The sequence below is a fragment of the Gottschalkia purinilytica genome (assembly GCF_001190785.1).
GTDB lineage: Bacteria > Bacillota > Clostridia > Tissierellales > Gottschalkiaceae > Gottschalkia_A > Gottschalkia_A purinilytica.
The window spans coordinates 1-18,911 of sequence record NZ_LGSS01000017.1 but is presented as its reverse complement, the minus strand read 5'-3'; the positions used below and the strand labels follow the sequence as shown (position 1 = coordinate 18,911).

30 protein-coding genes are annotated in these 18,911 nt (G+C 26.5%); 2 read left to right on the top strand and 28 right to left on the bottom strand.

The features are described from left to right. Positions 1–4 precede the first annotated feature (4 nt). The 25 genes from xseB to CLPU_RS13640 all read right to left on the bottom strand — a co-directional run bounded on the left by xseB (position 5) and on the right by CLPU_RS13640 (position 15,394). Positions 5–247, bottom strand: coding sequence for an exodeoxyribonuclease VII small subunit (gene xseB / locus CLPU_RS13760; RefSeq protein ID WP_050356247.1), 243 nt, complete (start codon positions 245–247; stop codon positions 5–7). Next, entirely contained in the window at positions 247–1,464 is a 1,218-nt protein-coding gene (gene xseA, locus CLPU_RS13755; RefSeq protein ID WP_050356246.1) for an exodeoxyribonuclease VII large subunit, read from the bottom strand. The genes xseB and xseA overlap by 1 nt, the downstream gene beginning before the upstream one ends. A 19-nt stretch (positions 1,465–1,483) precedes the next feature. After that, complete coding sequence (locus CLPU_RS13750) at positions 1,484–2,443, bottom strand: tRNA (adenosine(37)-N6)-threonylcarbamoyltransferase complex transferase subunit TsaD (protein WP_157857737.1); 960 nt, start codon at positions 2,441–2,443, stop codon at positions 1,484–1,486. Next, complete coding sequence (gene nusB, locus CLPU_RS13745; RefSeq protein ID WP_050356244.1) at positions 2,436–2,849, bottom strand: transcription antitermination factor NusB; 414 nt, start codon at positions 2,847–2,849, stop codon at positions 2,436–2,438. The genes CLPU_RS13750 and nusB overlap by 8 nt, the downstream gene beginning before the upstream one ends. Positions 2,850–2,907: 58 nt before the next feature. Then, entirely contained in the window at positions 2,908–3,144 is a 237-nt protein-coding gene (locus tag CLPU_RS13740) for a DUF2273 domain-containing protein (RefSeq protein WP_268760479.1), read from the bottom strand. Between the two features lie 10 nt (positions 3,145–3,154). Beyond that, positions 3,155–3,694: an alkaline shock response membrane anchor protein AmaP gene (gene amaP / locus CLPU_RS13735; protein ID WP_050356242.1), complete on the bottom strand. Its 540-nt coding sequence runs from the start codon at positions 3,692–3,694 to the stop codon at positions 3,155–3,157. 61 nt (positions 3,695–3,755) lie between these two features. Continuing rightward, the gene (locus CLPU_RS13730) at positions 3,756–4,166 is read right to left on the bottom strand and encodes an Asp23/Gls24 family envelope stress response protein (RefSeq protein WP_479691164.1); all 411 of its coding nucleotides are present in this window, start codon (positions 4,164–4,166) and stop codon (positions 3,756–3,758) included. Between the two features lie 72 nt (positions 4,167–4,238). After that, positions 4,239–4,925, bottom strand: a complete 687-nt coding sequence (locus tag CLPU_RS13725) for a SpoIIIAH-like family protein (RefSeq protein WP_050356241.1) — start codon at positions 4,923–4,925, stop codon at positions 4,239–4,241. Continuing rightward, on the bottom strand, positions 4,915–5,526 hold the full coding sequence (locus CLPU_RS13720; RefSeq protein WP_050356240.1) for a sporulation stage III protein AG: 612 nt from the start codon (positions 5,524–5,526) through the stop codon (positions 4,915–4,917). The genes CLPU_RS13725 and CLPU_RS13720 overlap by 11 nt, the downstream gene beginning before the upstream one ends. Positions 5,527–5,536: 10 nt before the next feature. Beyond that, positions 5,537–6,184 (bottom strand): stage III sporulation protein AF, encoded by a 648-nt coding sequence (gene spoIIIAF / locus CLPU_RS13715; protein WP_050356239.1) that lies wholly within the window; start codon positions 6,182–6,184, stop codon positions 5,537–5,539. A 12-nt stretch (positions 6,185–6,196) separates the two neighbouring features. After that, a complete protein-coding gene (gene spoIIIAE / locus CLPU_RS13710) occupies positions 6,197–7,384 on the bottom strand; it encodes a stage III sporulation protein AE (RefSeq protein WP_050356238.1) in 1,188 nt (395 codons plus the stop codon). Positions 7,385–7,399: 15 nt separating this feature from the next. After that, the gene (spoIIIAD, locus tag CLPU_RS13705) at positions 7,400–7,786 is read right to left on the bottom strand and encodes a stage III sporulation protein AD (RefSeq protein ID WP_050356237.1); all 387 of its coding nucleotides are present in this window, start codon (positions 7,784–7,786) and stop codon (positions 7,400–7,402) included. A gap of 15 nt (positions 7,787–7,801) precedes the next feature. Next, positions 7,802–7,999 carry a stage III sporulation protein AC gene (spoIIIAC, locus tag CLPU_RS13700; RefSeq protein ID WP_050356236.1) on the bottom strand — a complete coding sequence of 66 codons (198 nt, stop codon included), beginning with the start codon at positions 7,997–7,999 and terminating at the stop codon, positions 7,802–7,804. Between the two features lie 16 nt (positions 8,000–8,015). Further along, a complete protein-coding gene (spoIIIAB, locus tag CLPU_RS13695) occupies positions 8,016–8,540 on the bottom strand; it encodes a stage III sporulation protein SpoIIIAB (RefSeq protein ID WP_050356235.1) in 525 nt (174 codons plus the stop codon). Next, a complete protein-coding gene (gene spoIIIAA / locus CLPU_RS13690) occupies positions 8,527–9,588 on the bottom strand; it encodes a stage III sporulation protein AA (RefSeq protein ID WP_235436185.1) in 1,062 nt (353 codons plus the stop codon). The genes spoIIIAB and spoIIIAA overlap by 14 nt, the downstream gene beginning before the upstream one ends. A gap of 117 nt (positions 9,589–9,705) precedes the next feature. Beyond that, on the bottom strand, positions 9,706–10,095 hold the full coding sequence (locus CLPU_RS13685; RefSeq protein ID WP_050356234.1) for a CD1247 N-terminal domain-containing protein: 390 nt from the start codon (positions 10,093–10,095) through the stop codon (positions 9,706–9,708). 45 nt (positions 10,096–10,140) lie between these two features. Beyond that, positions 10,141–10,698, bottom strand: a complete 558-nt coding sequence (efp, locus tag CLPU_RS13680; protein ID WP_050356233.1) for an elongation factor P — start codon at positions 10,696–10,698, stop codon at positions 10,141–10,143. Positions 10,699–10,902: 204 nt separating this feature from the next. Next, positions 10,903–11,373 carry a prepilin-type N-terminal cleavage/methylation domain-containing protein gene (locus CLPU_RS13675; protein ID WP_050356232.1) on the bottom strand — a complete coding sequence of 157 codons (471 nt, stop codon included), beginning with the start codon at positions 11,371–11,373 and terminating at the stop codon, positions 10,903–10,905. Between the two features lie 37 nt (positions 11,374–11,410). After that, on the bottom strand, positions 11,411–11,953 hold the full coding sequence (locus CLPU_RS13670; RefSeq protein WP_050356231.1) for a PilW family protein: 543 nt from the start codon (positions 11,951–11,953) through the stop codon (positions 11,411–11,413). A gap of 21 nt (positions 11,954–11,974) precedes the next feature. Continuing rightward, on the bottom strand, positions 11,975–12,574 hold the full coding sequence (locus CLPU_RS13665) for a hypothetical protein (protein ID WP_050356230.1): 600 nt from the start codon (positions 12,572–12,574) through the stop codon (positions 11,975–11,977). 15 nt (positions 12,575–12,589) lie between these two features. Next, the gene (locus tag CLPU_RS13660) at positions 12,590–12,985 is read right to left on the bottom strand and encodes a type IV pilus modification PilV family protein (RefSeq protein ID WP_050356229.1); all 396 of its coding nucleotides are present in this window, start codon (positions 12,983–12,985) and stop codon (positions 12,590–12,592) included. Beyond that, on the bottom strand, positions 12,975–13,583 hold the full coding sequence (locus CLPU_RS13655) for a hypothetical protein (RefSeq protein WP_050356228.1): 609 nt from the start codon (positions 13,581–13,583) through the stop codon (positions 12,975–12,977). Before CLPU_RS13655 ends, CLPU_RS13660 begins: the two co-directional genes overlap by 11 nt. Then, positions 13,564–14,109: a hypothetical protein gene (locus CLPU_RS13650; protein ID WP_050356227.1), complete on the bottom strand. Its 546-nt coding sequence runs from the start codon at positions 14,107–14,109 to the stop codon at positions 13,564–13,566. Before CLPU_RS13650 ends, CLPU_RS13655 begins: the two co-directional genes overlap by 20 nt. A 13-nt stretch (positions 14,110–14,122) precedes the next feature. Continuing rightward, the gene (pilM, locus tag CLPU_RS13645; protein ID WP_050356226.1) at positions 14,123–15,064 is read right to left on the bottom strand and encodes a type IV pilus biogenesis protein PilM; all 942 of its coding nucleotides are present in this window, start codon (positions 15,062–15,064) and stop codon (positions 14,123–14,125) included. Between the two features lie 27 nt (positions 15,065–15,091). Continuing rightward, entirely contained in the window at positions 15,092–15,394 is a 303-nt protein-coding gene (locus CLPU_RS13640; RefSeq protein ID WP_268760480.1) for a prepilin peptidase, read from the bottom strand. A 372-nt stretch (positions 15,395–15,766) separates the two neighbouring features. Here CLPU_RS13640 and CLPU_RS13635 point away from each other — a divergent pair, with 372 nt between their 5' ends. Beyond that, positions 15,767–15,955 carry a hypothetical protein gene (locus CLPU_RS13635; RefSeq protein ID WP_050356224.1) on the top strand — a complete coding sequence of 63 codons (189 nt, stop codon included), beginning with the start codon at positions 15,767–15,769 and terminating at the stop codon, positions 15,953–15,955. An 18-nt stretch (positions 15,956–15,973) separates the two neighbouring features. After that, positions 15,974–16,831 carry a hypothetical protein gene (locus CLPU_RS13630; RefSeq protein WP_050356223.1) on the top strand — a complete coding sequence of 286 codons (858 nt, stop codon included), beginning with the start codon at positions 15,974–15,976 and terminating at the stop codon, positions 16,829–16,831. 86 nt (positions 16,832–16,917) lie between these two features. Here the strand turns inward: CLPU_RS13630 and CLPU_RS13625 are convergent, their stop codons facing one another. The 3 genes from CLPU_RS13625 to CLPU_RS17740 all read right to left on the bottom strand — a co-directional run bounded on the left by CLPU_RS13625 (position 16,918) and on the right by CLPU_RS17740 (position 18,899). Next, complete coding sequence (locus tag CLPU_RS13625) at positions 16,918–17,115, bottom strand: hypothetical protein (RefSeq protein ID WP_050356222.1); 198 nt, start codon at positions 17,113–17,115, stop codon at positions 16,918–16,920. Between the two features lie 233 nt (positions 17,116–17,348). Beyond that, positions 17,349–18,530: a homing endonuclease associated repeat-containing protein gene (locus tag CLPU_RS13620; RefSeq protein WP_050356221.1), complete on the bottom strand. Its 1,182-nt coding sequence runs from the start codon at positions 18,528–18,530 to the stop codon at positions 17,349–17,351. 6 nt (positions 18,531–18,536) lie between these two features. After that, positions 18,537–18,899 (bottom strand): helix-turn-helix domain-containing protein, encoded by a 363-nt coding sequence (locus CLPU_RS17740; protein ID WP_200898600.1) that lies wholly within the window; start codon positions 18,897–18,899, stop codon positions 18,537–18,539. Positions 18,900–18,911 lie beyond the last annotated feature (12 nt).

The window sequence follows — 18,911 nt, the reverse complement described above, 5'->3', positions numbered from 1 at the left end:
CCTCCTAAAAGTCAATATTATCATAGTCTAATTCAGTTATATCTTTTGCATTATCTTCCAAAATGACTTTTATTTTTCCTTCTGTTTTATTTAAAATTTCATTGCAATGTCTATAAAGTTGTATTCCTTCTTGAAATTCTTCTAATGATTCATCTAAAGTCAAATCCCCTTTTTCTAGATCTTTTACTATGTTTTCTAATTTTGAAATAGCTTCTTCAAATGAAAGTTCTAAAATATTGTTATCCATTACTGATTTCCTTCCTTCTCAATAATATCATTAACAGTTACACCAATCTTACCATCTCTTAGTTTTAATTCCAATACTTCTTGCTTCTCTATTTCTTCTACTGATTTTATCACTTTTCCTTCTTTATTTTGTATAAAAGCATATCCTCTATTTAGTACAGATAAAGGACTAAGAGCATGCATTCTTTCACCCAAGCTTTCAAGCTTTATATTTGTATCTTTTTTCTTTAATTCTATAGAAACTATTAATTTACTCAATAAAGAGTTTAGACATTCTCTATCACTTTTAATAGCATGAAATGGACTTTTATCTAGTACTGTGTTCCCTAGTAATTGCACGTGTTCTTTTTTCATATTCATTAAATTATCTTGATAGTTAACTAAAGAAACTAGTAAATAACTCAATTTGCTATTTAGATCATCTTTTAAAGGAGCTGATATTTCTGCAGCTACTGATGGAGTTGACGCTCTAACATCTGATACAAAATCTGAAATAGTAAAGTCAGTCTCATGTCCTACAGCAGATATAATTGGTATCTTAGATTTAAATATAGATCTTGCAACATTCTCTTCATTAAAAGACCAAAGTTCTTCTATAGAACCTCCACCTCTTCCTAGAATTATAACATCAATATCGTCTCTTTCATTAAAATATTCTAAGGCACCACATATATCCTTTGAAGCATTTTTCCCTTGAACTAATACAGGATATATTAATATATTAATCATAGGAGATCTTCTTTTAATATTATTAATTATATCCTTTATAGCTGCTCCTGTAATAGAAGTAATTACACCTATTTTCCTAGGTAAAAATGGTAGTTTTTTCTTGTTTGCTTCATCAAAAAGACCTTCTTTTCGTAATTCTTTCTTTAGTTTTTCAAACTCTTCATATAGATATCCTATACCTTTTGGCTTTATATTTTTAACATGTAATTGATAAGTCCCTTCTCTATCATAAACAGAAATATATCCTGTTAAAACTACTTCCATTCCATCCTTAGGTACAAATTCTATCTCTTCATAAGTTTCTTCAAATATAATACATTTTAATTTACTATCTTTATCTTTTAGCGTAAAGTAAACATTACCGTTATAGTGATGCTTAAAATTGGAAATTTCTCCTTCTACATTGATATTATAAAGAATAGGATCACTAATTAGTATTCTTTTTATATATTGATTTAACTCACTTACTTTCAAAGGCTTTATGTCCATAGTTTTCCTCCACTTTAATTTAAAAACCTTCTTTTATATTTCCTAAATAAGCTATACCTATCGCATTATCCGTACACATTTCTTTTGGTGGAAAATAAACATCACCTATTTTTTTATCAGTTATATTCTTTTTAAAAATGCTTCTTAAATATGAGTTTGAAGCTACTCCACCTATAACAATAATCTTTTTAGTTTTATACTTTTTAAAAGAAAATTGCACCATTCTAGATAAAGATTCTCCTATAACATAAAATACTCTTTTAGCTATAGCCTCATTATCATATTTTTGATTATCTATATCTTTGTAAAACATTGTTTCTACACCCGAAAAGTTAACCCATGTGTCTTTAACACTTATAGGCATATTCTTTTGTAGATCATCACATTTTAATGATAATATATCCATGCTTCTTCCACAAGGAAAATTCATCCCTAATTTAACTCCTACTCTATCAATTAGTTGTCCAGCACTTATATCTTTGCTTCCACCTATAATTTCAATGTTATAGTTATTTTTATCATTTTTTACATAAAGAAGCTCAGTAGTTCCTCCAGATATATGCAAGGCCAAGAAGTCTTCAATATCCTCTATCCCGCAACCGAGAATTCCGGCACCAATATGTCCATCTTGATGACTAAATTGCTTAAATGGTATATTTAAGGTTTTGGCAATAATAAAAGCCTGTCCTTGAGATACTTTAAAAACAGGCATATACGAATTTTCAACATTCCTAGGTACAGTACTAGCAGAAATATTCTTTATCTTTTTTACATCAATATGCTTATACAAATTATCAAATATTTTAGGTAAATTATTTATATGTTGAAATACGGCCTCTTGTTGTCTAAGACCCTTTTTTCCCATTTCTACTTCTAATAAAATTCTTTCATCAAAAACCACATTTCTATTTTCATCTATGACAGCTAAAGAAGTAGTATACGCACTAGTATCTATACCTAGATAATAATTATTATTCACTTTTATCATCCCAATTTCTAACAAACCCTCCTAAAACTCCATTAATAAATTTGCTAGACTCATTTGTACTATATTTCTTAGCTATATCTATAGCTTCGTTAATTGATACTTCTACAGGAATATCCTCTATAAACATTATTTCATACATTGCTATTCTCAATATTGATAAATCTACCTTAGCAATTCTATTTGATTTCCATCCTTGTGAAAACTTTTCTACGAGGTCATCTAGTTTTTCTATATTTTTTACAATACCCGTAACAGTATTTTGTATATAATTTTTCTCATCTTCTTTAAAGTCGTTAACTTCGTAAAAGGTATTCATAGCTTCTTGAGAAAATTCTTTATTCATTTCCATTTGAAATAATAATTTCATTGCTGATTCTCTTGCTATTTTTCTTCCCATGTTAGTCCTCCTAATATTCTTTAGTATTATTTTTTGTTAATTTTAATATTAATATGTACTATTTAAAATTTCCAGGAGGTAATATTTTATCAAGTATATCACTTATATTTTCTTCATTATCTATTTTACTCCCAAAGTAGTAACCAACTAGTACACAGGCTATTATAAATAAAGTTTTGAAAAATCCGACTAATAGTATAATAACAGCTAAAATAAATCCTATCAAGCTACATATAACTTTCCCTCGATGATTTTCTAATATACTTATTACTCTTTCTTTTATCAAACTTGACACCCTCTATTTTTTATTTTACTACTTTCATAGCTGTTGTAATACTTACAACTTCTAGATTAACATTACCAACTTCTAATCCTGTACTCTGTTCTACATGTTCTTTTACTTTACTTTGAATCTCAGCCGTAACTTCTGGAATATTCACATCTGGAGTAACTTGACCTTTTATGATTATTGATATCGAATTGTTATTAAAAAAAACATCTATCTTACATTCTCTAATTCCTATTATTTTAGAAATAACATTATGAGCTAATCCTTCTATGGCTTGTGAAGAAATTCTAAGCTCACCAAAATTCATTACAGTCATAATATGCTTACTTTTATCACCTTTCCTTACACCTGAAAATAGAAGTTTTAGACTAACCAATAAAAATACTATACCAATTAAAGAATATAAATAATTTCCTGTCATTATACTAACATACGTTTTAATTTTATTAGGAGATAACTCCTCTACCACATTAAAAGGTATTAAGATAAATATTACAGATATTATAGCTAGACAAAAAGTATATAAAGTTAATATCATTCTGTCAATAATTTTCAACTCATATCCTCCTTTGTATTCTAATTAACCCTCTGAAAAATATCAGAGGGTTTTTTTTAAATTATTTTACTCTAGTTGTTTGTGGGACTTGAACTTCTTCTTTGTTCTCTTTTTCTATATTAACACCTTGGATATTTATATTGACTTCTATAACATTTAAACCAGTCATAGTTTCTACAGCGCTCTTTACACTTTCTTGTATCTCCCAAGCTACTTCAGGGATTTTAACACCATATTCTACTATTATGTATAAATCAATAGCAGCTTCTCTCTCTCCTACTTCTACTTTTACTCCCTTAGATAGATTTTTTCTACCTAACATTTCTGCTATTCCACCGGCTAGTCCGCTACTCATACCAGCCACACCTTTTACCTCTGTAGCAGCTAAACCTGCAATAATTCCCACTACTTCATCCGCTATCTTTATTTGACCATAGTCCATAATCTCATTGTTTTTTTCAGAATTAGACAAGCCATTCACCTCCAGTTTACCTTTATCTTATAGAGTTATTATATCAGAACATATGTATTTTTACAAACATTACTAAATCTTTTTCATAATTTTAATATTATTTGGTTCCAGTTTAGTTTCAGTTTTAACTATTTCAAGAATCTTTGCAACATCTTGTTCTGTTAGTTCTTTTACATCTACTACTATTCTAGCACTATCTTCTTTTAAAAATACTAAAGCATCTTCAAATCCTTTTCCTTTGATAAGTCCTTCTATATATAGTTCTGTTTCTGCTATTTTACCAATACTAACAATTTCTTTTTGAGCATTTGCTCTAACTTCTGATGTAGTTTTATCATCACCTACTATTACATTTAACCTGTCTATAAGTTCAGCCCTTAACTTATCTCTAGATAGTCTATGTTCTACAAAATAATTTTGATTTTTCATACTCTCTTCTTTACTTATAGTAGTTTCAATATTTTCATTTACATCCTTTTTAATACTTGATATATCTTTATTTTGTTTACTATCAACTACTTCCATATCTTGTAGTTTTGACTTATTTACATTTTCTGATACTGTTTCTTCTACTTTTCCATTTAAACTTTTATTAGCTTTTTTTAGTTCTTCCTCTTCATAGTTCTTATATTCATTAGTAGAAGAGTTTAATAAGGATCTTTGTGTTAAATGATAATTTAAATATCCAACAACAACTAATAAAAATACTAGTGCTGTCATTAATACCTCTTTTCTGTGAAATAATTTTTTAATTTTCATCTGAAATGCCCCCTTTTTTACTTGAATATACTTCAACCTTACTCCCTGATATTCCAAGAACGGTTTTTACCGCTGAATATAACTTTTCTTTAACTACTATATTTTCAGCTCCATTAGCAACAACTATTACTCCTTTAACTTTTGGCTTTACTTCTTTAATTACCATTAAAGAATCCCCTTCAGTAGTTACTACTTCTTGACTTACATCTTCTCTAAAGACTTCCCTAGCACCTCCTTGCCCGTCATTTTCATTAGTTTTTTCATTCTTTTTAGTTGTGTTGAATATTGGTACTCTTTCAGCAGTATCTTCTAAAGTAATCATAACTTTTACATTTTCTACTCCATTCATTTCTTGTAATATAGTTTCTAGTTTATTTTCTAAACTACTAGCATAATCTTGTATTAAATCGTTTTCTTTTATATTTGTATTATTTTTTCCTATTTCATTACTTATGCTTTTAGATTCTTTTTTATTTTCTTTTGTCAAAAAGGTATCTGATACTATTATTAATAATATTCCTATACATAGTGCTATTATAAGATTAAAAAAAAATTTTTTGGAATTATTCTTAGCTAATAATTGTTTAATCTTTTCTATCATACTTTTCCCCCTAACTATTTTTATCTTTTTCCAAGTGAATTAAAATTTTGTCTTGTGATATACCATAATAATTCGATATTACTTCACGTACATTTGCAACTACGTCAGAACTAGTGTCAGTAGAAGCTAGTTTTTTCTCATTGCTTGTACTTGTTTTTATTGTAATATTATTAACTTTATTTATATTTATTTTTGTATCTCCAATTTTATTACTCATTTTTTGATTTTTTTTAGAAATAGTTAATTCCAATCTATTTATGCTTCCATATTCCTCTTTATTTTCATCTTCAGTAACTTGAACTGACGCTGCTATAACATTGTATCCTGTCTCTCTTAAAACTAGTTCTTTTAATTCATTTATTATTCTTTCCTTATATATATTCATTACCTGTTCATTCTGGCTTTCCTTGAACTTTTGATTTTCTTCCGTTCTATATGATTTATATTTATCTATATTTAAAAAAATTTCTCTTTCTATATCTATATTTTTATTAAACACTTTGGTAAGTGGTGTTATTAGAATTATTATTATAAGTAAGCCTATGACTGTCTTTATGTATTTTCTCATATTTCCATTTGGAAGTATTATTTCCAAAAAAGTAATTATAATTATTAATGAAACTATATCTATTATCCAATCTTTTAAAAAATCTATCATTATTGTCATCACCTACCTAAACATTGCAGTAGTGTTTCCAGCCCCTATTATTATAGTCACTGTTATAAAAAACATTACAGTTACTATAGCTATTACTGCTAACACTAAAGTCAAAGCTTTACTTATTTCTGTTAATGATTCTACTATTCTAGGATTTGCTATTGGTTCTATAACTACAGTTGTAAACTTATATACGAAAATTAAAGAGATCATTTTTATTATAGGAATTATACTTATCAAAAATAATCCAATCATCCCAATTATACCTACACCGTTTTTTATTATCGTAGAACATCCAACTACAGTTTCCATAGTATCAGATAAAAATTTACCTACTATTGGTACAAACTTATCTACAGCAAACTTTGCTGTTTTTATAGTAAGTCCATCCATTTTAGGCGCTATAGCTCCTCGTATAGACATGATTCCCATAAATAATGTTATAGATATCCCTATTATATAAAGAGATATTTGCCTTATTAATCCAGAAAGCTTAGTAATTTGAATTTTCGATGATATTTTGCTAACTATCCCTATTATTGTACTAAACAGTATCAGTGGTAATATTATATCTTTCATTAAAGTTCCTACTACACTTACACTTCCTAATACTATTGGTTGAAATAGCGTTGATGTAGTAAATGCCCCTACTGCTAAAAGTAATGTTATTAAAACTGGAAGTAGTGCTTGCATTAAAATAACCATATTAGATATGGCATCTTTTGCTATATCTATGGCTATAATAAAGCTTTTTATCGATAAGGATATTAATATTAAATAACATACATAAAAAGCTAATTCACTAATTGTTTCATTTTCAAAAGCTCCTTGTAGACTAGTTAAAATAGAGCAAATAATACTGAGGAAAAGAACTTTACTTAAAATACTCCAGTTAGCAATAACCTCTTTAAATAAAGTTTTAATCATTCCCTTTGCTATTTCATCCCATCCTAGTACTTCTTTACCTTTAATCATTGATGTTAGATATTCTTTTAAATTTATTTTAGGTAAAAACTCATTAGTATTCTTATTTATCTCATCTATTACTTCCTCTAATTCTCCTATATCTAGTTTCTCTATTTGAGATTTTATAAGACTATCTATACTTATAGACTTATCTTCTTCCTTATTTGCTAGAACACATGATGGTATAGATATAATAAATATTGTCATTAAAATAATAGATATTTTCTTTAGCATATTCTCTCCCTACCTTTAAGGTATTATTTTTATAACTATATCTAGTAATGACATCAATATTGGAACTGCTAAAACCATAATTATAACTTTAGCTCCAAGCTCTATCTTAGAAGCAATAGCACCTTCTCCAGCGTCTCTTGATATCTGAGCTCCAAATTCAGCTATATATGATATCCCTATAACTTTAAGTATTATAGGGAAATATAAAAAGTCTAAATTTACCTTTTTAGCTAAGCTTTCTAATATATCAATTACATAACTAAGTTGAGATATTACGAATGAAAAAATTATTAATCCCGTTACCAAACTTAACTGTAAGGCATATTCCGGTTTTTGTTGCTTTAAAATAACTGATAGTATAGTCGCTACTATTCCAATACCTACGATTTTAATTACATCCATATTATCACTTCCTACTTAGTTAAGTCTGAATACAGATTTTATATTGTCAAATAGCTTACTTATTATATCTATGACCATAGTTAAAACAATAACTACTCCTGCTAATGTCGCTATATATGCATACTCTTCTTTTCCGATCTTAGCCAATACAGTATGTAATATTCCAACAACAATTCCTATTCCTGCAATTTTAAATATTAAATCAACACTCATCATTTAAATCTCCCTTCTAATATAAAATTAATACTAAAGCCAGTCCAAGTAACACCCCTAAATTTTTGTACATTTTAGCATTTCTATTCTTTTTATCTTCAGCATCATCTTGTTGTGTTTTTAAGTTCATTAATATAGATTTAAAATGTTTTTGTTGATCCATTCTATCTGAAAGACCTAAATTTCTACCAAATAGTAACATCATTTCTATATCTTCTTCTTCTAAATATAATTTATCCTTAGATAAATAAAAATTATATTTGAAACTTTCATACAAACTTATATTTTTATTAGAAATTAAATGATCTTTTATATCTTTAAAAATAAATGATACTTTTTTATTTCCCTTTTTATATGTATTTTCTAAAGCTTCTGGTATAGGATTAGCTGAATATATTATTTCTGTTTCTAATAACTGAATACAGTTTTGAATAAATACTAAATTATTTAATCTATTTGCATATCTTTTACTATAATTAAACCCTAGTAAACTACATGATGACAATGTCAATAGGCATCCTATTATTTTAACTAGAAGCATGTAATCCCTCTTTCTTTAATATACTTTCATACGATTTCCCATCAATTATATCTTTAACAGTTCCTATACCTTTAGAATTGTCTAGAATAATTATTCTTTCAAATATATTTTCTTTAATTATATTTTTTAAATTAGGTCTAGTTTTTATATCCTCTATATCTTGTCCATGCACTGTAGCTATAACCTTAACTCCTGCCTTTATTGCTTCATGTATTGCTTTTATATCTAATAAATCTCCAACTTCATCTGTAGCTATTACATTAGGAGACATAGACCTTATAAGCATAGTTAATCCATCATATTTATTACAACCATCTAAAACGTCCGTTCTAACTCCAATATCATTTTGCGGTTGTCCATTATACATGTTTGCTATCTCAGACCTTTCATCTATCACTCCTACTTTAAGTCCTGAAAAATTATATTCACTATATCCATTACTTATATTTCTTATTAGATCTCTTAAAATAGTAGTCTTACCACATTGTGGCGGCGAGACTATTAATGTGTGATATATTGTGTTTCTATCTTTTAAAATATATTTCATAAATTTATTTGACACTCCTAATTTTTGTCTTGCTATCCTAATATTAATTGAAGAAATATCTTTCATAGTTTCTATATTATTTTCACCATATACCATTCTTCCTGCAATACCTATTCTATGTCCACCTTTTATAGTTATAAAACCCCTCTTAAGTTCATTTTCTATAGAATAAACAGAATAATTACTCATTACTTGAAAGGTATTGATTATATGTATAGGCTCAATCAAAAAATACTCATCTGATCTAAGGTCAGAACTATGAGGATATAATAACTGTCCATTTTTACTTAAAAAATAGTCCTTTCCTTCAAAATATATCATTAAAGGTCTATTTACTCTTAGTCTAATTTCTTCTATTCTTTGTGATATATCAGATGGTATTTTTTCTAGTAATTCTTTTAACTCTAAATCTATATATTGTATTACTAAACTAAATCCATTAAAGCTAAGAGTTTCTAAGCTATCTTTTTTTATAAAATTCTTATTCATACTTAGAACCATAACATGTCCTCCTTTCTCTATATATAGATATGACAAGATTTCGATATTATTACCAAAAAATAAAAATAAGCCTATATTTTTTAGGCTTATTTCACAATTGTTATTAATTTGTATAAACTATATATCTTTAATCATATTTTCTTTACAATTTGGACAAATAGTTTCATCATCCAATAGTTCTCTATCTAAATATATAGTCTCACTACAATGAGGACATTCTACATCCACATATTCTATATCGTCATCATCCTCATAGTCATAGTCTTCGAATTCATCATCTAAATCTACGTATATTTCATCTTCTAAATCTGTTAAGTCTTCATCTATACATTCTACATAATCTTCTAAGTCTTCTTGATTCTCATTATTTTCTATTATAGCATCAGCAAAATCATCTAGAGTATCTATTATATGTAGAAGTAATTTACCTTCCCTACTACTCTCTTCGATTTCTAAACCTTCTGCTAATCCTCTAAGATAAGAAATCCTTTCTCTTAAAAATTCCAAATTAGTAACCTCCTTAGATTAAACTATACTCTTGTATAGTATTGCCTAAACTCTTGACAAATACTCATTAGTTCTTGTATCTATTTTAATCTTATCATTTATATTTATGAATAAAGGTACTAGTACAACTGCGCCTGTTTCCACTGTGGCTGGTTTAGTAGCTCCTGTAGCAGTATCTCCTTTTACTCCTGGCTCTGTATGAGTTACTAATAATTCAACGAAGTTTGGAGCTTGGACTTCGAATGCTTTTCCTTGATAAAATCTAACAACAGCTGTATCATTATCTTTTATATATTTAATTGCTTCCTCCACTTGCTCATGATCTAATGGAATTTGCTCATATGTTTCTGTATCCATAAAGTAATAAAGTTCTCCATCATTATATAGATATTGCATTTCTTTAGTTTCTATATGAGCTTTCGGGAACTTATCACTTGGATTAAAAGTATTCTCTTTTATACCACCATTCATAATATTCTTTATTTTTGCTCTTACAAAAGCTGCTCCTTTACCAGGTTTTACATGTTGAAAATCAAGTACTTGATAAACGTCTCCGTCAATTTCAATTGTTAGTCCTTTTCTAAAATCACCTGCTGAAATCATATTTAAACCTCCTGTTATTTGTTGTTATATATAGATCATGAATTTTTAAGAATTTTAGATCTTATGTATAAATGTTCAGTTATTATTTGGTAATGCATTGTTTAAATTGTTAGAATTCCCATAATATAATATCATAATTTCATTTATTTGAATAGAGAAAAATAAGTTTACTACTTTAGTATTATTAAAAGTCTTATTAAATAATCATCTGTTTATTTTTAACTTCTCATTTTCATAAATTTTATCTTTTATTAAGATTCTCCCTGTACCTGGAATTATAGTTATATCACAAAACTTACCTGTACGTTTATCGTAAATAGTTACTGTTCCTCCACCATTAGGATGTCCATTTCGATTGAAATTTACTCTACTTTTTGTAAAACTGGATAGCATTTCAAAATTTTTGCCAAAATTCACTTCTTTTATGATTTTAATTCCGTAAGAAAATTTATAAGAATCCTTTCCAAAATAGACTTCGTACATTCCTGCACTTTTACTCATCCCTAAGTATCTAGCCATTCTTATATCATTACCTAGTAATCTTGTTTTTTGTACTAATTCATAATCATTTGTAAAAAACTTAGGTAATGCAAGCAATACTATAATACAAAATATAGATAATGTTATTAATAGTTCAATAAGACTTAATCCTTTATTATCATAATCTTTATTCATGCATTAAGCTCCCTTTTTTATAATTTAAAATATAATTCTATTTTTTAAAATTTTTAAAGTAAGCTTTTTTTCTTAATATAACACTTGCATTATCTTTTTTTATTTTAAAAATAAATTCTAATCCCTTAGCATTTGAATAACTTGAGTAGTATGGTAATGAATTTACTTTTATGCTTTCTATAAAGTTTCCAATTTCTATACTTCCCATTTCATATAAGCTTTCTCCATATTTTAGACTATAGTTTTTGGTATAAGGATTAGATTTTATATTAAATGTATATCCAGAAAAATCTGATTCATTAGTTTTTAGTACAATTGTCCCTAGCTCTACTTGCTCTTTGCTATCAATATCTCTTATCCCATTTCTGCCTTTTAATGAATATACATTTTGGGCATGCGTTATTTTTTTTAGCATATATGTCGTACTAAATACGCCATGTTGCTGTACTTCTATATCATCGTTAATCCTTTCCGATAACTTTAATCCGCTTATTACTAATGACAAAGTTATTATAATTAGTATACTACCTATACTCATAGAAACTAATAATTCTATTAAAGTAACTCCTTTATTATTCATAGATTTATTTCTCCTTATAAGCTAATAAAGATTTTTCCAATCTATTATTTTTACTATATCTTTTATGTCTATATTTTTATTTAAGTCTTCAAAGCATGGTAGTCTTATTTCATAAGTTACTTTTATTCTTTTAGTAAGGTTATCTTTGTTATATAAAAAGCTTAAATCTAATAAAAAAATATTGGTTTCTTCTTCTAAATTAGCATATATCTCAATATTTTCCTCTTCTATTGTTCTATAATTATTTTTATTTTCTACATACCATTCAATCATATATTTTCCAATTACTTTCCTGGTTTTAATATATTTTTTAAATGTTTCTATAAATAGCTTGTTTTCATCAATTTTTTCTTTGTCTTCAATATATTGTTGATTTAAAGATTCTTCTATCACTTTATTATAGCTATAGGTAAGTCCTTGATTTACTATTTTGCATACATTTAAGTATCCTTCTTCACTTACACCATCAGTTATATAATATCCTTTCCTAAGCTTGCTATCCATCATTCTCATAATCAAGTTATTAGATGACATAGAAAAACTAACTATTCCCATAAGTACTATTAATGAAGTGGATATAAGAACAATAACTAATACAGATCCTTCATTTTTTTTAATCATAAACACACATCCTATTTATATAATTAGTTTATAACTAACTATTTTTTCTAGTAGTGTATTTTCTTTCACTATTTCTACAGTAATTTTAAATAACGATTCATTTAAAATACAAATATTATCTTTTTTATTCTGTTCTTCTAATTCTTTCTCAATTTCTTCTATTTTTATATTTATATTAAACCCATTCTCATATTTAGTAACTTGTCCAATATTTAAATTTTCCGATGTTTTGATATCTTCTATAAAATTCTCTGCAAGTATTGTAGCAGTCATTTGTTCTTGAGACTTTTTATTCATTTTTACAGATTCATAAAATAAGGTGATTATAGGTAAAGTTAACAAACTTAAAATAGTTATTGAAACTACAACCTCTATCATTGTTGTTCCCTTATTATTTATTTTAGCTTTCATAATTCTCCCTCTTAAGCTGTTTTTGAACATATCTAGATTCATAAAATCTCAAGTTAATATTGCCTTTTATACCTAAGTTATCTATGATCATTTCTACCGAAGATATTAATATTTTTTTATCTATTTTTTCAACCTTTTTTATAAATTCCATAATTTGATAATAATCACTTTCATAACTTATTAACACATCTAAAAAATTTATGTTTTTTCCTACTTCAAAATTTTCACTTTTTTCTTGAAGTTCACCTTCATATTTATTTTCTTCGAAGCTTATACTTGTTACATTAAAATCTAATTCTTTGATAATAGAGTTCAAAATATATACTATATTTTCTTGTGTAATATCTTTATAAAATTTATCAGATAACTTTTTACTTTTTTCACTTAGTAATTCAAAATCTCTTTTATATTTTTCTTTTAAAGTATTTTCATGCTTTTTTATTTCAACTTTTCTAGTGTAAGATTCTTCTTCTAATTTCAGTTTTTTTATTTCGACAATTCTAGGTTCTGTTACAGTCTTAAAAATTATAAAAACAATTATCAGTGTAAAAAGTATCTTCAATAATTTCTTCTCTCTTTTAGTAAGGTTCTTTAACACTTTTCATTTCTCCCTCTATAACAAAGTAATACTCATTATCATACTTTTCTATATTGGATATATTTAAATCTTGAAATATATTTATATCTCTTAAATTCTTTAATAAATTTTCTGAAATAATTATATCTTTCAGTCTACCTTCAATAGTAACTTCTTTATTTGAAATATGAATTTTTTCTACATTTACTTGTTCAGAAAAACATAAAAATATTTTTTCTATAATATAGTTATTTATGTAATCATCAAAACACAATGTATTATTCACACTTATCATTAGATCATAGTAATTTTCTAAGTTTTTAATATCTTTCTTTAATCTCTTTAAACTATTATCTTCTAGATTTCTGTCAAGTTCTTTTAATTTTGTTATACTCATTTTTAAGTTTTCTATATATAAATTACTAAATATATTAAAAAGTATAAATATCAATACTGTTAGTGTAATAATAGTTACCTTTATAAAAAGTTTATTTTTCTTTAACTTACTTTCTTTTAAATATGGTGTAAAGAAATTTATGTCATACATAGCTATTTCAATATCACCTCCTAATAAAAGCTCCGATAGCATTTATATAATTATTTAAATCTAAATTTTCATATATAACATTTCCTATTGATTCTATTGACTCTATTTCGAAATGAAAATTTCTTCTTAGATAATTCAAAATACGTATTTCATTTGAATATTTTCCATAAACATATAACTTATCTATGAATTCATTAGTATTTTTATTATAAAAGCTAATAACACTATTAATTTTATTCAACCATGTTTCTATAAAAATGGCTTTATTTATGTCTAGTTTATCATCTATATCTCTAAATCCTATAGGAATACCTCTGCTTATACTGCATAATCCCTTAGAAATAATACTTATGTTAGTTATATTGTATCCTAACTCCAAAGTAAGAAATGTACAATTAGTACCTATATTTTTATCATTTATATTAAATAAATGTTCAAATATTTTTCTACTTGAATTTAATGTAATATCTAAAGAAATTGGTATAAGATTCAATGCTTTTGATATGCTTAAATATTGGTCTATTATATCTTTCGAAAGAGCTGCCACATAAATTTTTATTCTATTCTTGTTTCTAGAAAATATATCTTCTATTTTTCTAAATTGCAAAACATATTTATCTAAATTTATAGGAAATATTCGTTGAAATTCAAATTCTACAGCATCTTTTAAATATTTGTCATGTACTTTTGGTAATTCTATTTCTTTAGTTATTATTGAACTACTTTTTATAGTAAAAATAATTCTCTTTTCTTTTATATCATTTTTAATTAAGATATTTTTTAGAAAAGTTTCCATAACTTCAAAATCAAGTATGATACCATCATTATAGCTATCTTTAGGTGTTTCTACGCTAAATGCTTTATCTATATATACTGTGTTATCCTTTCTAAATCGACCGAGTACAAAATTTGTTAGTTCATTTCCTATATCTAAAGAAATGGCCTTTTTGTGCAATTAAATTCCCCCTATAAACTTATATCATCATATTAAATTCATATAGACGCAAATAATATCTTCCCCATAAAAAACAGTTATTAATGTAGCTAGTGAAATAAAAGGTCCAAATGGTATAAAATCTTTAACTTCTTTAATTTTGAATATTAACAATACAATAGAACAAATTCCTCCTACTATAAATGATAGTATTGTAATTACTATTATTTTTTCCCAACTAAAGTAAAGTCCTAGTACTCCTATTAGCTTTATATCTCCTCCTCCTATAGCTCCTCTACTTATTATAGCTATGGCTAAAAATATACCTGTTCCCACTAAAGTTCCTGATATTTCTTTTATTATTTGTCTATAAAATATTCCTTACTGCGAATTATAATGAATAAATCTCAATATATAACTAAAATCAACGCTTGTAGACATCCTATTAGAAATCATGTAACATTGAAAGTGATAAAAAACGAATTAAATTTTTGACGTTTTTTTGACGTCAAATGAATAATGTCATCAGCTATTGATGGTATTATTTTATTAAAATACTCTTCTTATAAATTTAATTTAACATGTTTTGGCAAAAATAGCTAGGCGATTATTGCTTTGAATTCGATATTAAGTGAAATGAGTTCTACTTTCTTCGACAACCTTTTTATGCATATATTGATATAATCCTTTTAAGAATTAGAAAACATTCAAGGAGGTATTAATATGGGTAAGGGTGGTTTTTCTTGGAAAAGGGCTACTGGAATTACAAAGGCAAAACAGAACTTTTCTAGAAAAACAGGTATACCAACAACGAAGTCTGGTAGACAAAGAAAAGCAGGAAGTGCAATGGGATGTGCTACCTTCTTAATATTAATTACATTATTAATTATTTTTAGTTTTATTATTTTATAGGCAAAAGGGGGAATAACAATGAAAAAAATATTGTCTTTTCTATTAGTTATAATTCTTAGTATTTCTATTATAGGATGCAGCTCATCAAATGAAGAAAGTTCAAATAGTAATTCTGAAATAATTTCTTCAAAAAAAATTGAAGAAATATGCTCAAATCCAGATAAATTTAGAACACAAGACATAGAGCTTTATGGAAGGGTTTCTACAACACCAAAGCATGAAGGTGATGATACTATATTTGGGTTTAATGCACTTAATAATAATGATTTAACTAATTTTATTGTAGCCACTAAAAATGGAACTACCTTAAATAAAGACGATATCATTTATATAAAAGGAAAGATTAGTGGTTCTTCTAATGGAGAAATACTTTATGGACGTGACATTTCTCTGACTGGAATATATGCTACTGATTTTAACAAAACAAACGATTACATTAAAGACTTTGCACCTTCTATAGAAACTAAAAACGTTGACAAAGAAGAAAATAAAGACGGTTACAATTTTGGAGTAAATAAAGTTGAATTTGCCGAAAATGAAACTAGAGTTTATATTAAAGTAGGCAATAAGTCTAATAAAAATTTTCGTTTTGATCCTTATAAAGTACATCTAATACAAAACAATAAACTTATAGAACAATCATATAACTTTACTTCTAACTTTAAAGAACTAAATTCTGAAATTATGCCTGGAGAAGTAAAAGAAGTAATATTATTATATGAAAAGACAAACCCAAAAGAAGCGTTAGCAGTAAGTTATAAAGGAGACCTAAAAGGAGTTAAAGAAGGAGCTGAACTTTTTTCTACAAATACCAATGAATATGAACTTTATGTTGACCCTAGAGACGAAAAACATTTTTTCTATGAAATTAAGTAATTTAAAATTAAGTAAATCTTATATAAAGCAAAACAAGCTATTACTAAAAGTGTAATAGCTTTATCTTATTTATTCTATTTTCTATTTCAATTTTTGCAAGTTAACATCTGCTCTTTTTTTTCTATAATCTTTCTTAAAATAAAGAATAGGAAAGTAATTGCTGCACCTACAAAAATAAATATTCCACTAACACTACCAGGTTCTCGAACATCCACAAAAATGCTAGAAAGACAAATAATAAAACCTATCCATTCCATCAAACGAAATAACTTATTTTGTTTCATTAAATTAAATCTCCTTTATATTTAGTTGTTCTATAAAAAAGCTTCCTAATATATCAATATTCTTACATCTATTTTACCATATTTTACATAATAAAAAAGGAGTGAATAATCGCTCCTTGATACTCTATGAATTGATATTACTTAGTATACTTATTATATTAAAAGCAAAAAACAACGCCCTTAAAACTCAAAATATGAGGTCGGTTTTGTGTAAGAAAATAAAAAAGACCAAATTAATTTTGGTCCGTATGTTGCTTATGTGATGTAGTTGCTTTTTCTGTATCTACAATAGAGATAATTTCTTTCCATACTTCACTCATCTTAGTTGTATTAAAATAAGTTAACACCATGGTCAAATGTATTTTTTTATTTAGTAATATTTCTTTTAATCTAGAATTACTAACTTTTCCTTCTGTTTTATAAATACTTGTTAATATATTAATAAAAAATTTTTTAGAGTATTTCCATCGACCTTCTTCATATATAAAACCTGCTTTCTTTTTTAGCCCAGTCATTCCCCCAAAACGAATCCTAAATATATCACTATTATAAATTTTATCACTATTATCTAAATCTTTCGCACTTGCTCCTCCTAGAGATTTACCTATCGAGCAAGAAAAATCTATATACATTTTAAGTAACTCTTCTTTACTTTCTTTAACTTTTGTTATTGTACTATTTAGCTCTAGTCCTGCTTCTAATAAAGCTTTATTGTAACTTCCAAAACGTTCTTTGTATGCACTATAATTTAATCCGTATTTTTCCATATCTGGAATGGATGGTGTTTTGCCTAATTTATCAGCTAATTCTTTTAATTCTTTAAGCAACTGTTCTTTACTTTTTCTTATAAGTATTGTATCTAGTCCAACCATTTCTTTTAATCCATTCCATGTAGTGTTAAATTTGTCAAATAAATAAGTTAAAGAAGGAGTGTCGCAACTTTTTTTCTCTTTAAATTCTTCTTGGCTTTTAGGCTTAATTCGATCGTACTCTTTTTTAAACATATCCAATAATTGTTCTTCTGTATAGTTATAACTTTCGTTGCCCTTTAGTGTTTCTACACCCAATGTAAGCTCTACAACTTCACTCCATTTCATTTCAAACTTAGACATATACGTCGTTGGATCTGGCACACTATTATCTTTTTCAAATTTTTTTACACTTGGAATTTTCTTATGTTTTTTATACCAGTCCTGCATAATATTAATTAATTCTTCTTTTGTGTACTCTTTTCTTACATTAATTACTCGTAACCCTACACTCTCTAAGGCTCTATTCCAAGAACCATTTCCTAATCTAGCTGCTATTATACTTCCATGTTTAACTTCTCTTCTTTTAGGTGTTCTACCTAATTCTTCTGCTTTTTTTAACAAAGTTTCTTTTAAATATAGATTATCGTACTTAATTTCTGACATTCTATCCTACTCCTTAACTTTAGGTTCTCCATATTCTCTATACATAGCACTTCTTTTCACTAACCATACTTTACCACTTTTTCTATACTCATTTTCTTTAAATTTATTGCTTTTTCCATTCTCTATGTTGAAAAATACTTTTCTTAATGTAGATTCGCTTAGCCCCCATAACTCGCCAGCTTCCTGTGCTGTTATCATTTCATTTTGAGCAATGTATCTCCAAGCGTCGAATCTTAACACTGGAGGTAATGTTAATCTTATAGAAATATCTTCTAAAGTTATTGCTCCTTTAAAATAAAGCTCTGCAAGTGCCTTTACAGGATCGCTATGTTGCCCATGTACTATTTTATATAAAGTTTCTTTATCCAATTAAACACCTCC